Annotated in this window: 10 protein-coding genes; 8 read left to right on the top strand and 2 right to left on the bottom strand. The window is 69.2% G+C overall.

Features of this window, described 5'->3' with window-relative positions; translation table 11 throughout:
* The first annotated feature begins 246 nt into the window (after window positions 1–246).
* The 8 genes from AC1DP9_RS08315 to AC1DP9_RS08280 all read left to right on the top strand — a co-directional run bounded on the left by AC1DP9_RS08315 (window position 247) and on the right by AC1DP9_RS08280 (window position 12,512).
* The gene (locus AC1DP9_RS08315) at window positions 247–936 is read left to right on the top strand and encodes a tetratricopeptide repeat protein (RefSeq protein WP_369823465.1); all 690 of its coding nucleotides are present in this window, start codon (window positions 247–249) and stop codon (window positions 934–936) included.
* Window positions 937–1,088: 152 nt separating this feature from the next.
* Complete coding sequence (locus tag AC1DP9_RS08310; RefSeq protein ID WP_477107033.1) at window positions 1,089–4,628, top strand: transglutaminase family protein; 3,540 nt, start codon at window positions 1,089–1,091, stop codon at window positions 4,626–4,628.
* A gap of 30 nt (window positions 4,629–4,658) precedes the next feature.
* Window positions 4,659–7,295 (top strand): circularly permuted type 2 ATP-grasp protein, encoded by a 2,637-nt coding sequence (locus tag AC1DP9_RS08305; RefSeq protein ID WP_477107032.1) that lies wholly within the window; start codon window positions 4,659–4,661, stop codon window positions 7,293–7,295.
* Window positions 7,292–8,242: a transglutaminase family protein gene (locus AC1DP9_RS08300; protein WP_441591493.1), complete on the top strand. Its 951-nt coding sequence runs from the start codon at window positions 7,292–7,294 to the stop codon at window positions 8,240–8,242. Before AC1DP9_RS08305 ends, AC1DP9_RS08300 begins: the two co-directional genes overlap by 4 nt.
* A gap of 134 nt (window positions 8,243–8,376) precedes the next feature.
* On the top strand, window positions 8,377–9,243 hold the full coding sequence (locus tag AC1DP9_RS08295) for a hypothetical protein (protein ID WP_477107031.1): 867 nt from the start codon (window positions 8,377–8,379) through the stop codon (window positions 9,241–9,243).
* A gap of 103 nt (window positions 9,244–9,346) precedes the next feature.
* Window positions 9,347–10,222 carry a hypothetical protein gene (locus tag AC1DP9_RS08290; RefSeq protein ID WP_092291218.1) on the top strand — a complete coding sequence of 292 codons (876 nt, stop codon included), beginning with the start codon at window positions 9,347–9,349 and terminating at the stop codon, window positions 10,220–10,222.
* 145 nt (window positions 10,223–10,367) lie between these two features.
* The gene (locus AC1DP9_RS08285) at window positions 10,368–11,261 is read left to right on the top strand and encodes a hypothetical protein (protein ID WP_477107030.1); all 894 of its coding nucleotides are present in this window, start codon (window positions 10,368–10,370) and stop codon (window positions 11,259–11,261) included.
* A 123-nt stretch (window positions 11,262–11,384) separates the two neighbouring features.
* Window positions 11,385–12,512: a hypothetical protein gene (locus tag AC1DP9_RS08280; protein WP_477107029.1), complete on the top strand. Its 1,128-nt coding sequence runs from the start codon at window positions 11,385–11,387 to the stop codon at window positions 12,510–12,512.
* Between the two features lie 98 nt (window positions 12,513–12,610).
* On the opposite strand, the gene gatB is transcribed toward AC1DP9_RS08280, so the two are convergent.
* On the bottom strand, window positions 12,611–14,065 hold the full coding sequence (gene gatB, locus AC1DP9_RS08275; protein WP_092291224.1) for an Asp-tRNA(Asn)/Glu-tRNA(Gln) amidotransferase subunit GatB: 1,455 nt from the start codon (window positions 14,063–14,065) through the stop codon (window positions 12,611–12,613).
* Window positions 14,066–14,125: 60 nt separating this feature from the next.
* A complete protein-coding gene (locus tag AC1DP9_RS08270) occupies window positions 14,126–15,115 on the bottom strand; it encodes a dienelactone hydrolase family protein (RefSeq protein ID WP_477107028.1) in 990 nt (329 codons plus the stop codon).
* Window positions 15,116–15,176 lie beyond the last annotated feature (61 nt).

The following is a 15,176-nucleotide window of genomic DNA, read 5'->3' as shown; positions in this document are numbered from 1 at the left end:
CGATGCGTCGTGGGTGTCTCGGATGAACAGGCAGGAACGGCACGGTGCGGCGCTGAAGGTTGGCGATCCCCCAGTCTTCTGTGCCGTCCAATCCACGTACATAAGACGACTCGCATTCTGGCGAGCCGGTCGAAGCGTCGTCCGCTACACTGAATTGGTAGCGCCCCGTTCCGTCCGACCCCTGCTCGCCGGAGTCACGTCATGTCTGCCTCCCTTGTCCCGATTCGCCAGGCCGCAGCCGCTGTCATGGCGTGCATGGCATTTCTGGCCTGCGTGCTGTCCGTGGCCCATGCCGCACCGATGCGGGCCGCCACCGAGCCGCCGGCGCCCGCGCAGGCGCAGACGCGCGATGCGGTGACCGCTTACGAGGCTGGGCAGTTCGATGCCGCGCTGCAGGGGTTTGCCGCGGCGGCGCAGAAGGGCAACCGGCTGGCGCAGTTCAACTACGCGATGATGCTGTTGCGTGGCGAGGGCACGTCGCCCAAGCCGCAGGAGGCGCTGGTCTGGCTGCGCAAGGCGGCTGACAACCAGATGACACATGCGCAGTTCACATTGGGCGATCTGAACGAGCGCGGCGAGTTGGTGCCGAAGTCGCTCGTGGAGGCCAATCGCTGGTATGAGCGCGCGGCGCAGGGCGGGCATGTGCAGGCGCAGATGGCGCTGGCCACCAACTACTTCACCGGGCGTGGCGTGGCGCGCGACTACGGCAAGGCGTTCACCTGGTACAGCCGGGCGGCCACAGCCGGCGACGGTGGCGCGCAGTACATCGTCGGCAGCTATTACGAGCGGGGCGAGCCCGGCGTGGTGGACAAGGACATCGAGCAGGCCAAGATCTGGTACGCCCGCGCGGCGGCAGGCGGGGACCCCGGCGCGCTGGCCAAGCTGCGGTCGCTGCTGGAGGAAGGCCTGCGCGCCAAGAGCGGCGGGTCGATGTGAAGCGCCCCGCGCGCCACCTCGTCGGGGCCACGGCGCGGTCTGCCGATAGGGCTCGGTACAAGTCTTGCTTGCTGCATTCCATCCGGCCGATGCCCATCTGGACGATTCACTGACGCATTACTGACGATTCACCGCACCCCTGGGAGGTTGTAGTGGCTACGCACGTTGCGCTGAACCATGTCACGCATTACCGCTACGACCGCCCGGTGAATCTGTCACCGCAAGTCGTGCGGCTGCGCCCCGCGCCGCATTGCCGGACCCCGATCCTGTCCTATTCCCTGCGCATCGAGCCCGCGCAGCACTTCGTGAACTGGCAGCAGGACCCGTTCTCCAACTACCTTGCCCGCCTGGTCATCCCCGAGAAGACCACCAGCTTCAAGGTCACGGTGGACCTCGTGGCGGAAATGGCCGTCTACAACCCGTTCGATTTCTTCCTGGAGCCATCGGCCGAGACATTCCCGTTCGACTACGACGCCAGCCTCGGGCACGACCTCGCCCCCTATCTGGTGCGCGGCGAGCTGACCCCCCGCCTGGCGGCCTTCGTGGCCAGCATCGACCGGACGCCCACCGCCACGCTGGACTTCCTGGTGGCCCTGAATCAGCGCCTCCAGCACGACATCCGCTACCTGATCCGCATGGAGCCGGGCGTGCAGACGCCCGAGACCACGCTGGAGAACGCCTCCGGCTCGTGCCGGGACACCGGCTGGCTATTGGTGCAGACGCTGCGCCATCTTGGGCTGGCGGCGCGTTTCGTATCGGGTTACCTGCTGCAGCTGACGCCCGACGTGAAGGCCGTCGATGGCCCGGTAGGCGCCGAGACCGATTTCACCGACCTCCATGCCTGGTGCGAGGTCTACCTGCCCGGCGCCGGCTGGATCGGGCTGGACCCCACCTCCGGGCTGCTGGCCGGGGAGGGCCACATCCCGCTAGCCTGCACGCCGGAGCCCAGCGGCGCCTCGCCGGTGAGCGGGGCGGTGGACGAGTGCGAGGTCTCCTTCGAACACCATATGTCGATCACGCGCATCTATGAGTCCCCGCGCGTGACCAAGCCCTATACCGAGGCGCAATGGATGGCCGTCGATGCGGCCGGCGCAGCCGTCGACCGGACGCTGGAGCAGATGGACGTGCGCCTGACGATGGGCGGGGAGCCCACCTTCGTCGCTGCGCGCGACCGCGAGGGCGCCGAATGGAACACCGACGCGCTCGGCCCCACCAAGCGCGGGCTGGCCACCGAACTGGTGCAGAAGCTGCGCGCGCAATATGGCGAGGGTGGCTTCCTGCACTTCGGCCAGGGCAAGTGGTATCCGGGCGAGCAGTTGCCGCGCTGGGCGCTGTCGATCTGCTGGCGTGCCGATGGCGTGCCGTGCTGGGAGAACCCGGCGCTGTTCGCCGATGAGCGCGAGCCGGACGCCTACACCGACGCCGACGCCCGGCGCTTCATGGAAACCCTGACCGCCCGGCTCGGCCTGGCTTCGCATTTCATCCTGCCCGGCTACGAGGACGTCTGGTACTACCTGTGGCGCGAGCGCAGCCTGCCGGTCAACGTCGATCCGCACGAGGCGCGGCTGGAAGACGCCATGGAGCGCGCCCGCCTGCGCCGGGTGTTCGAAGGCGGCCTGTCGCGCGTCACCGGCTACGTGCTGCCGCTGGCCCGCGCCACGCAGGAGCCGCCGTCGCGCAATGACGCCGCATGGATTACCGGCCCGTGGTTCCTGCGCGATGACCGCATGTATCTGCTGCCCGGCGATTCGCCGATGGGTTACCGGCTGCCGCTCGACGCCCTGCCGTGGGTGTCCGAGGCCGACTACCCGTGGCAGTTCGATCAGGACCCCTTCGCCCCGCGCGCCCCGCTGCCGGCCACTACACCGCTGCGCAGCCAGTTGCCGGCGCCGGCCGGCGGGCTGTCGCTCGAACCGACCGGGCTGGGTCCGGCCGCCATGGCGGTTCGGCGCGCCCAGGCGCGCGGCGAGGCCGTCGCCCCGGCACGGTCCGGGCCCGCAACACCAGCGGAGCCAGCACCCGCACCGGTCGCCACGGCCGACGCAGCCGGCCTGGCCCCGGCCTTCACCCGCCCGCCCGCGCTCGGCGAGTCGGCGGCGGACATCATCCGTACCGCGCTCTGCGTGGAAGTGCGCCATCCCAGCCGCGCCGCCGGCCCGGCCGTCGAGTTGAAGGCGATGGGCGACAAGCGCGGCATCCTCTATGTCTTCATGCCGCCGCTGACCGTGCTCGAGGACTACCTCGCGCTGGTGGCCGAGGTGGAAGCCACGGCGGCCGAACTCGGCATGAAGATCGTGATGGAAGGCTACCCGCCGCCGCGCGATCCGCGCCTGAAGCTGCTCCAGGTCACCCCGGACCCGGGCGTGATCGAGGTCAACATCCATCCGGCCAGCAACTGGGCGGAACTGGTGGATCACACCGAGTTCCTCTACCAGGCCGCGCACGAGACGCACCTTTCCACCGACAAGTTCATGCTCGATGGGCGCCACACCGGCACGGGCGGCGGCAACCACTTCGTGCTCGGCGGTGCCACGCCGGCGGACAGCCCCTTCCTGCGCCGGCCTGACGTGCTCGCCAGCCTGATCGCCTACTGGCACAACCATCCCGCGCTGTCCTACCTGTTCTCGGGCCTGTTCATCGGCCCGACCAGCCAGGCGCCGCGCGTGGACGAGGCCCGTAACGACCAGCTCTACGAACTGGAGATCGCCTTCGCGGAACTGCGTCGGCAGGTGGCGCTGCACGAAGGCGCCGGCGATGGCTACACCCCGCCATGGCTGATCGACCGGGCACTGCGCAACCTGCTTGCCGATGTGACGGGTAATACGCATCGATCCGAGTTCTGCATCGACAAGCTCTATTCCCCCGATGGCGCCACGGGCCGGCTTGGCCTGCTGGAGCTGCGCGCCTTCGAAATGCCGCCGCACGCACGCATGAGCCTGGTGCAGCAACTGCTGCTGCGGGCGATGGTCGCCCGTTTCTGGCGCACGCCCTATACCGCGCGGCTCACGCGCTGGGGCACGGCGCTGCACGACCGCTTCATGCTCGGCACCTTCGTGCAGATGGATCTGGAGGACGTGCTGGCCGAGATGCGCAGCGCAGGCTTCGTGTTCGAGTCCGCGTGGTTTGCGCCGCACTTCGAGTTCCGCTTCCCGCGCGTGGGCGAGGTGGAGGCCGAGGCGGCCGGGCTCTCGCTGCAACTGCGCGCGGCGTTGGAGCCGTGGCACGTGATGGGCGAGGAGGGCGCGGCGGGCGGCACGGTGCGCTATGTCGATTCGTCGGTGGAGCGGCTGGAGGTGCGCGTGCTCGGCATGAACGAGACCCGCCATGTGGTGACGGTGAATGGCCGGACCATCCCGCTCCAGCCCACCGGCCGCGCCGGCGAGTACGTGGCCGGCGTGCGCTACCGCGCCTGGGCGCCGCCGTCGTCGCTGCATCCGACCATCGGCTCCCATGCCCCGCTGACCTTCGACGTGGTGGATACGTGGATGGATCGCAGCGTAGGGGGATGTCAGTATCATGTTTCCCACCCCGGCGGCCGTAATTACCAGACATTCCCGGTGAACGCCTACGAGGCCGAAAGCCGGCGGCTGGCCCGTTTCTTCACCATCGGCCATACGCCGGGGCGGTCCGTGGCGCCGCCGGTGGAACGCAGCCTCGAATTTCCCTTTACGCTCGATTTGCGGCAGATCTAGCCCGACACCCTCCCCCGGAGACCCCTCCCCGTGCCCTTGCAGTCGTCGCTTCCCCTCGACGGATCGGACAGCCCGGCTGCCATGGCGAGCCGGCTGGCCCTGCCCGTGCCGTCCGGCCATCTGGACGAGCTGCGCCTGCCGGACGGCACGCTGCGCGCGCCCTGGGCGCGCTTCTTCTCGGAACTGGGCGAGCAGGGCGACCTGGGCAATCTGAGCCCGGACGCGCTGGCGGCGCGCGCGGCGGCAGTGGCGCGCCAGATCCGCGACAACGGCGTGACCTACAACGTCTATGCCGACCAGGGTGGCGGCGCGCGGGCGTGGCAACTCGAATTGCTGCCGTTCCTGATCGCCGAGGAGGACTGGGCCGTGATCGAGGCCGGCGCAGCCCAGCGCGCCACGCTCGCCAACGCCATCATGGCCGACATCTACGGCCCCCAGACACTGCTCACGCGCGGCCTGCTGCCGCCGGGGCTGGTCTACGGCCATCCCGGCTACATGCGGCCCCTCAAGGGCTACCAGCCGCCGGGCGGCAGCTTCCTCCAGACCATGGCGATCGACCTCGTCCATACCGACGATGGCTGGACCGTCATCGCCCATCGCACGGAAACCCCGTCGGGCATGGGCTACGCGCTGGAGAACCGGCTGATCATCTCGGGCCAGTTCGCCGATGCCTTCCGCGAGATGCGTGTGCGGCGCCTGCCGCCGGCCTTCGCGCAGTTGATCTCCACGCTGGCCCACGCGCCGCTGGTGGCGGGGGCGGACGAAGGCTCGTCGCTGCCGTCGAGCGGCGGGCTGCACATTGTGCTGCTGTCGCCGGGGCCGTTCAACGAGACCTACTTCGAGCACACCTTCCTGGCGCGCTACCTCGGCATCACGCTGGTGGAAGGCAAGGACCTGACCGTGCGCAACGACATGGTCTACCTGAAGACGTTCGGCGGGCTGGAGCGCGTGGACGTGATCCTGCGCCGGCTGGACGACGTGTTCTGCGACCCGCTGGAGCTGCGCAGCGACTCCACCATCGGCGTGCCGGGGCTGCTGGAGGCGATGCGGGCGGGCAACGTGATGGTGTCGAACGTGCCGGGCGCGGGTTTCCTGGAGTCGCCGGCGATCCACGGCTTCCTGCCGGGCATCGCCCGCGCGTTGCTCGGGGAGACGCTGATCCTGCCTGCGGTGTCGAGCTGGTGGTGCGGCGAGGCCGCCGCGCAGGACGAGGCCATGTCGACGCTGACCGAGGCCTTCGTCATGCCGACCTATCCGCGCGTGCCGGGCGAGCCGCGCCTGGGCATGGAGCGCGGGCTGCAGCCGCTGGAAGACTGGCGCGCGCGCATCGCCGAGACGCCGGACCGCTACACGCTGCAGGCGCCGCTGCCGCTTTCGCACACGCCGTGCTGGGAGCCGGACGGGCGCGGTGGCGGGCGGATTGGCTCGCGGGCGTCCATGCTGCGCGTGTTCGCCATCGCCGATGGCAACGGCGGCTGGCAGGTCATGCCGGGCGGATTCATGCGACTGGCGCCGCCCCGGCTGGAGGCGGTGTCGATGCAGCTGGGCGGCACCAGCGCCGACACCTGGGTGCTCTCCAGCCAGACCTCGGGCGCCGTGCCACTGGCCGCGCGCAGCGGGCTGGCGGCGGCGCCCGCCTCGCGCCCGCTGGCCGTCTCCAGCCGCGCCGCCGAGAACCTGTACTGGGCCGGCCGCTACGCGGAGCGCGCCGAGAACACCGTGCGCCTGTGCCGGCAGATCCTCGGATCGATCGAATCGAACGATGAAACCGACGACGGCACGCTGAACATGATCAGCCAATTGGCGCAGTGGTTCGGCCTGGTGCCGGCCCAGACGCCGTCGCCGCAGGCGTCGCTGCGGGTGTTCGAGCGCAGCCTGGTGTCCGCGCTGGCCGATGCCAGCGGGAGCGCCGGCGTGGTGCAGACGCTGGCCAGTCACGCCCGCGCCGCCAACGAGATCCGCAACCGGCTCTCGAACGATCACTGGCGCACCATCCTGGCCGCCCGCAACGACTTCCATGACGCGATGGCCGCCGCCGCGTGCCCGGCCGGCTCGGCCAGCGGCGAGGGCTCGTACGACCGCTCCCGGGTGCTGGTCGCGCTGGAGCAGCTCTCGATGCAGCTCGGGGCGATCAGCGGCGCGCAGGGCGACCGCATGTCGCGCGACGAAGCGTGGCGGCTGGTGTTCATCGGCCGTCATATCGAGCGCGTCTCCACGCTGGCGCTGTTCCTGGAGGTGGCCGAGCGCAGTGGCGCGCTGCGCTCGCGCAGTGGCTTCGACCTGCTGCTGCACCTGTTCGACAGCACGCTGACCTACCGCTCGCTGTTCCCGGGCCGGACCGACGTGCCGGCGCTGGTGGACCTGCTCGTGCTGGACGCCACCAACCCGCGCGGCCTCTACGGCGTGCTGGACCGCCTGCGCGAGAAGCTGGTGCAGTTGCCGACCGGCGCCACGGGGCAGGCCCGCGTACCGCTGGCGGAACTGCTGCCGCCGGCCAGCGCGCTGCCGTCGCGCACGGTGCTGTGCGCCACCGATGACGAAGGCCGCCATGCCACGCTGGCCGCGCTGTGCGACCAGCTCGGCGCGCGCATGGCCAAGCTGTCCGATGAAATCGGCGGCCGGTACTTCAGCCATGCCGGCGTGGCGCCGGAAACGGACCTGCCATGAGCGTGCATCCCGTGCCCGCCGCCAAGCCGCCGGCCACCCCGGCGCCGACGCCGGAGGCCGACGCCCCGTCCACCCTGAGCGTGCACCACGTCACCACCTACCAATACGCCTGGCCCGTGGAGCACGCGCAGCAGCGCGCCGTGGTCACGCCGCCGTCCTACCCGTGGCAGGCCGTGAGCGCGCACTGCACCGACATCGATCCGCAGCCCTCGCACCATCACGTGCGCACCGATGCCTTCGGCAACAACGTGCTTCATTTCATGCTCGACGTGCCGCACGAGACCATGCGGCTGACCACGGCCAGCACGGTCACGCTGACGCCGCGCTGGGCCACGCTCGACCCGGCCCGCAGCCCGCCGTGGGAGAAGGCCGCGCAACGGCTGCGCTACCGCGCCGGCCAGCCGTTCGATCCCGAGGCCGAGTTCGTCTTCGCCTCGCCCAATGTGGCGCTGCACGCGGACCTGCGCGACTACGCCCGGCGCAGCTTTACGCCCGGGGTGAGCGTGGTGGCTGGCGCCATCGACCTGATGCACCGCATCCACGCCGATTTCGAGTATCACGCCGAGATCACCGAGGTCCACACGCCCGCGCTGGAGGCCTTCGCGCTGCGCAGCGGCGTGTGCCAGGACTTCGCCCAGGTGATGATCGGCTGCCTGCGCTCGCTCGGGCTGCCCGGGCGCTATGTCAGCGGCTATCTCCGCACCGACCCGCCGCCGGGCGAGCCGCGCCTGCTGGGCGCCGATGCCTCGCACGCCTGGGCCGGCGTCTGGTGCCCCGGGAACGGCTGGGTCGATCTCGACCCGACCAACGCCATGCTGGCCGACACCCGCCACGTCACCCTGGCCATCGCGCGCGACTACAGCGACGTGCCCCTGCTGCACGGCGTCATCGTGGGCGGGGGCGAGCACACGGTGGAGGTGGAGGTGAGCGTGGTGCCGGTGGAGTGATCGGCGGCGCCCGCGCATCATCTATCCGGGGATCCATGTACTTCAGGAGAGGGACCGCGGAACATGGTGGCGTCCTGGACGTTGTGGCGCCATGATGCGCGCCGTCCACCAACGGCACCTTTCGGAGAACTGCAATGACCCATCGCACCGCGATCGAAGCAAGGCGAAATCTTCCGGGGAGGGCCTTGCAGGGTGAGTATGTCACCCAGCAACAATTCAATGCGCTACGGAAACGGGTTGACGCTATTGCGCTGACAGACGACGGCATTATGTATTTCACAGTCAACAGCACCGGCGCGGATAGTCAGGCCAATGGCAGCGAGTCGGTGGCGATTGCCAGCGGTGCCTCCGCAAATTCCGAAGAATCTGTTGCAGTCGGCTACCTGGCTACCGGATCTGGCCAGGGCTCGGTGTGTGTGGGGGCGTATTCCTCAGCCAGCGAAACGTGCAGCACCTCCATAGGCTTTGACACGCTCGCTCAGGCTTATGGAGCGGTTGCGATCGGGTCTGCCGCGATAGTGGACCCCGTTGCTAACAAGGGGATCAGTATCGGCAACACAGCCATCGTTGCCGGTGATTCAGCATTGGCCATCGGCGCGAGTGCCACTGCGAGCGGCGAGCAGAGTGTGGCGATAGGCGCTGGTTCCACGACCGATCGCGCGCAGACGGTGTCCGTAGGCAATGACAGCGCGCTCCGCTTCATCGCCCGTGTTGCGGCGGGGCAGGAGGATGATGATGTCGCCACAATCGGCCAGTTGAAGGAGGCTGGCCTGCCCGTGAATGCGCGCGGCGACGTGGAGCGTGCGCTGGTGCTGTACGACGACAGGAACAAGACGAGGCTGACGCTGCCGTTGGTAAGAGTGTCGGGATTGCGTCCCGCTGAACTGAGCGCGCAGAGCACAGAAGCGGTAACGGGCAGCCAGCTCTTCAAGGCAAATCAGCGGCTGGTCGAACTCGAGGCGCGCCTCGCGGCGCTGGAGCGTGCGGTGCGCGACAGGTAGTCGTGCAGGAATGGCCCCGGGTGGCTTGAGCACATGGTGCGGTCACACGGCAATCTTACTCAGGATGGGGCGCTGTCCGTCGCGGCAGCTGATGGAGAACGCAATGAGCAATCAGACTGATGTCCAGGCTAGGGCCAACGCCTCGGACAGGGACCGCCCGGGCCAGTATGTCACCCTGCAACAGTTCCATGCGCTACGGGAACGGGTTGACGCCATTGCGCTGCAAGACGACGGTATTACGTATTTTGCAGTCAACAGCACCGGTCCGGACAGTCAGGCCAATGGCATAGAGTCGGTGGCGATTGCCAGTCACGCCGAGGTGGATTCCGAGGAATGCGTCGCTGTCGGCCACGCGGCGGGAACAATCGGCGCGGACTATCCGGGCTCGGTGTATGTGGGTGCGTATGCCCAGGGATATGCCATATGCACCACTGCCATCGGCTATTACGCCTATACCAACGCTTATGGAGCGGTTGCGGCCGGGTGTCTGGCGACGGTGAGCGCCAGTGGTAACAAGGGGATTGCTATCGGCGATCTGGCCCTCGTTGACAGTGATTCAGCAGTGGCCATCGGCGCGAAGGCGACCGTGAATGGCGCCCAGAGTGTGGTACTGGGTTGCGCTTCCACGACCGATCGCGCGCAGACAGTATCTGTCGGCAATGACAGCACCCGTCGCTTCATCGCCCGTGTTGCGGCGGGGCAGGAGGATGATGATGCCGCCACGGTCGGCCAGTTAAAGGAGGCGGGCCTGTCCGTGAATGCGCGCGGGGAAGTGGAGAGTGCGTTGGTGCTCTACGACGACAGGAGCAAGACCCGGCTTACGCTGCAATCGGTAAAAGTTGCGGGGTTGCGACCCGCTGAGCAGAGCCTGCAGAGCACGGATGCGGTGGCAGGCAGCCAGCTCTTCAAGGCAAACCAGCAGCTGGTTGAACTCGAGGCGCGCCTTGCGGTGCTGGAGCGTGCGGTGCGCCACAGGTAGTACGGGGGCGAGCACACGGCGGAGGTGGAGGTGGAGGTGAGCGTGGTGCCGATGGATTAGGCTGGGTTTGTCCGATCCATGGTTTTCCGAAGTACGGCGTGAAAACATGGCCTCGCTGGCCAACGTCAACTTCAGGAGACCTTCGATGAGCAACGCCCAGACGGATATCGCAAGCAATCAGTACCTGACCCGGGAACAGTTCCAGGCACTGAGCGCAGTCGGAAAGAACGACAAGAACGCCAAGTACTTCCACGCCAACAGCAAGGGTCCCGATAGCGAGGCCAGTGGCCAGGAAGCCGTGGCCATCGGACCCTCCGCCGTGGCGGCGGGCTCGGGGAGCGTTGTGGTGGGCGAGGGCGCCGTGTGCGGCGCCGCGGGCCGGGGCGTGGTCATCGGCTCCCAGGCGCAGGTCGGGGCGGACTCGCCCGGCGACGGCGTGGTGGTACTGGGCAGCGACGCCACGGCATGGGGCGACAAGGCCGTGGCGATCGGCGGCAACGCCAATGCGGGCTACACGGACAACATCGCCATCGGCGGCGATGCCCAGGCCACCGCTGCCTCCGCCGCCGTGGCGGTGGGCGCCGATGCCTTCGCGGGGGGCGACCAGAGCGTGTCCGTCGGCTCCGCCGCCAGCGCCCAAAGCCAGGCGGCCGTGGCGATCGGAGCCAGCGCGAACGTGTACGGCTACGGCACCATCGGCATCGGGCGCGGCGCCATCGCCAACAACCACCACGCCACCGCCATCGGCGAGTATGCGGAGGTGAGCGCCTACGGCAGCGTGGCGCTCGGCGCGTATTCCGTCTGCGACCGCGAATACGCGGTGTCCGTCGGCACGGCGGACAATGGCCGCTACATCACCCATGTGTTACCGGGCGAGCAGGACGACGACGCCGTGACCGTCGCGCAACTCAAGGACGCGGCCCTGCAGGTCAACCCGAAAGTGGCCCGGCGCCTGGGCAACCTCGAGGCCCGCATCGCAACGCTGCGCCAGCTCGAAGCGCGCATCGCGGCGCTGGAGCGGGCGGCGGGGCGTTCGTAGTCGGGGGACGGGCGGCCTTTGGATCCATGTACTTCTGGAGATCGGGTAGCGACCATGGCGACGGCACGGGCCGTGTATGCGCCCTTGCCGTGGTTCTGATCAACCCGATTCCAGGAGCCCTTCATGGCAATTCCTCAGACTGAGCCCGAAGCAGGGAACCATCCATCGTCCGCCAACGGCAATGGTGGCGGTGGCGGTGGCGGTGGCGGTGGCGGCGGCGGTGGCGGCGGTGCGCCCTACCTGGCCTATGACGACAAGAGCAAGAGCCGCGCTACGCTGCCATCGACATTGGTCACGGGGCTCCGGCCCGGCGATGTGAGCCCCGGCAGCAGCGACGCCATCACGGGCAGCCAGCTGGCCGACACGGAGGCCGACGTCGCTGGCAATGCGCAGGACATCGCCGCGCTGTCGCAGACGGTGGATGACCTCGCCTCGGGCAAGACCGGGCTCAAGTATGTGCAGGTGAACGCCAGCGGGACGGCCGCCTCGGCACCCGGCAGCAACGCCATCGCCATCGGCGCGGATACCGTCGCCACCGGGGTCGGCAGTGTCGTGCTGGGCCAAGGGGCGACGGTCAGCGAGTCGGGGCCCGGCGTGGCCATTGGCCTGAATGCCCGTGCCGATGTCGCCGCGCGGGACCCCGTGGACGCCGGCTCGGTCGCGCTGGGCTGCGATACCTATGCCTATGGCAGCCGCTCGGTCGCGATCGGCGAAAAAGCGCAGGCCGTCTACGCGTGGAGCGTCGCCATCGGCGGCAATGCCGTGGCGACCGGCGCGGACAGCTTCCAGGTGGGCGGCACCACGGCGGTGGGGATGGCCGCGGTGGCATCCGGCCACAAAAGCGTGGCGCTGGGCCAGCGATCGGAAGCCTCCGGCGCGACGGCGATCGCCGTGGGGCCGATGGCGCAGGCCACCAATACCGGCGCGGTCGCCGTGGGCACCGACGCCGTCGCCAGCACCGAGTTCGCGGTGGCGCTCGGGCACGGCAGCCGCGCGGCGGCAGCGCACGGCGTGGCGCTCGGCACGGCCTCGTACTGCGACCGCGACCTGACGGTCTCGGTCGGCACCGACACCCTGCAGCGCCAGATCATCAACGTCGCGCCGGGCACCGCGCCGACCGACGCGGCCACCGTGGGGCAACTGAGCGCGCCCATCGCCCAGATGCAGGAAGCCCTCGCCTCGCGCGAGCGCCGCCTGCACGACCTCGAGGCGCGCATCGTGGCGCTGGAGCGGGCGCTGCGGGGGGCTTAGGGGCGCTTAGGGGTGCTCAGGGGCGCCCAACAAAAAAGCCGGCCGCTTGCGCGGGCCGGCTTCTTTCGCCAGATGGCTCGGATGACGCCGAGGGCGGGTCAGCCGAGCTTTTTCTTGAGCAGTTCGTTGACCTGGGCCGGGTTGGCCTTGCCCTTGGTGGCCTTCATGGCCTGGCCAACCAGTGCGTTGAACGCCTTTTCCTTGCCGGCGCGGAACTCTTCCACCGACTTGGCGTTGGCGGCCAGCACGTCGTCGATGATCTTCTCGAGTTCGCCGGTATCGGACATCTGCTTGAGACCCTTGGCGGCGATGATCGCGTCGGCGTCGCCGCCGGACTCGCCGGCCCACATCGCCGGGAAGACGTCCTTCTTGGCTGTGTTGTTGGACACCGTGCCGTCGGCGATGCGCGCCAGCAGCCTGGCCAGTTGCGCCGGGCGCACCGGGGCGTCGTCGATGGCCATGCCTTCGCGGTTCAGTTGCGACGCCACGTCGCCCATCAGCCAGTTGGCCGCCGGCTTGGCGCTGGCCACGCCGGCTTCGGTCACCACAGCCTCGAAGTACGCGGCGAGGGACTTGGTGGCCGTGAGCGTGCTCGCATCGTAGGCCGAGAGGCCGTATTGCGAGACGAAGCGCGCCTGCATCGCCGCCGGCAGCTCGGGCAGGCCGGCGCGCACGCGCTCGACCCACTCGCTGTCGATCTCGAGCGGCATCAGGTCCGGATCGGGGAAGTAGCGGTAGTCGTGCGCGTCTTCCTTGGTGCGCATCGCGCGGGTCTCGCCGGTGTCCGGGTCGAACAGCACGGTGGCCTGGACGATCTTGCGGCCGTCCTCGATCTCGTTGATCTGCCACTGCACTTCGTAGTCGATCGCCTGCTGCAGGAAGCGGAACGAGTTCAGGTTCTTGATTTCGCGGCGGGTGCCGAATTCCTTCTGGCCGACTGGGCGCACCGAGACGTTGGCGTCGCACCGGAAGCTGCCTTCCTGCATGTTGCCGTCGCAGATGCCGAGCCACACCACGAGCGAGTGCAATGCCTTGGCATAGGCCACGGCCTCGGCCGAGCTGCGCATGTCTGGCTCCGTCACGATCTCCAGCAGCGGCGTGCCGGCGCGGTTCAGGTCGATGCCGGTCATGTTGGCGAAGTCCTCGTGCAGCGACTTGCCCGCATCCTCCTCAAGGTGGGCGCGGGTCAGGTTCACGGTCTTCTCGTAGACGCCCTGCCGTCCTTCCACCTGGATCGTGATGGTGCCGCCCTGCACGACCGGGATCTCGTACTGGCTGATCTGGTAACCCTTCGGCAGGTCAGGGTAGAAGTAGTTCTTGCGCGCGAAGATGCTGCGCGGCGCGATATGGGCGCCGATGGACAGCCCGAACTCGATGGCGCGCTCGACGGCGCCCTTGTTCAGCACGGGCAGCACGCCCGGCAGCGCCAGATCCACGGGCGAGGCCTGCGTGTTGGGTTCGGCCCCGAACGCGGTGGAGGTGCCGGAAAAAATCTTCGAGGCGGTGGAGAGCTGCGTATGCGTCTCCAGGCCGATCACCACTTCCCATTGCATGGCGGTATTCCTGGTTTAAGTCTTCTGTTCTGTTCTATATCAGGCCGGACCCGGCGTTTTTCAGGGCGCGGGGTTCAACAGCCACGAATCGAGTTGGGCGAGCGCGGCCACACGCGCCAGGGCGTCGCCGCCGCTGGCGGTATCGCTGCCCGGGGTGCGCCGGGAGGCGTCGCGCCGGCCGTGCAGCTCGCTGGTGCCGTCGAAGCCATGATAGGCGCCCGGGTAGATCTCCAGCCGGAAGCGCGCATCGGGCTGGCGGGCCAGCACCGCGTTCTGGAGCATCGCGCAGCGCGTGGCCGGGGTCCAGTCGTCCGCGCCGCCAATCATCATCAGCACCGGCGCGCGCAGCTTGAAATTGTGCTGCCGCACCACGCGCTTGCAGGCCGGGTAGAAGGCCACGGCGCGCTCCACGGCAGGCGTGCCGGCCGGCCACGGGCGGCTGGCGTCGATGGCGGCCAACACCGCCTGCGCGCCGTTCGACCAGCCCAGCAGCACGATGCGGCGCGGGTCGACGCCGGGCTGGCGGGCCACCCAGCGCAGCGCGGCCAGGGCGTCGGCGCGGCGCGTCTTGTCGTCGATGCCGCGCGCGTCCGGCGTATCGCCGCAGCCGCTGGTGATGCGGCCGCGCGGGCCGAAGCTGTCCGGCATCAGCACGGCGTAGCCGCGCTCGGTCAGCCAGTGGGCGTACTCGCGGTAGCGGGCCTGCATGGCGCCGGCCGGGTCGAGGATTTCGTCGATGGAGCCGGTGCGCCGTGCCACGCGATGCGTGTCTTCAAGCCCACCGCAGCCGTGCAGCGCCACGACCACCGGCAGCGGCTGGGCCCTTGGCTGGCCGCTGTCGCGGGGCAGGAACCAGTAGGCGGGGAGCGTCGGCATGCCGGCGTCGCCGGCCAGCCGCACACGCTGGACGATGGGCGCCGGTGCAGCCGACGTGGAGGTGGCTGCCGAGGCCGCCACAGAAGCCGCCACAGCAGGCGCACTGGAGGCCGAAATCGGCGCTTGCGGCGCCGAGACCGTGCTCCAGGCCGGCACCGCCGCCACCGTCATCATCGCAAAACCCGCGCGCAGCCAGCGCCGCGCCCGAGGCATAACCCCGGGCAGAACCCCGGCG

The sequence above is a fragment of the Cupriavidus sp. 01L43 genome (assembly GCF_056399925.1).
The sequence above is the reverse complement of the archived record's forward strand: the minus strand, read 5'-3'. Positions and strand labels throughout refer to the sequence as shown.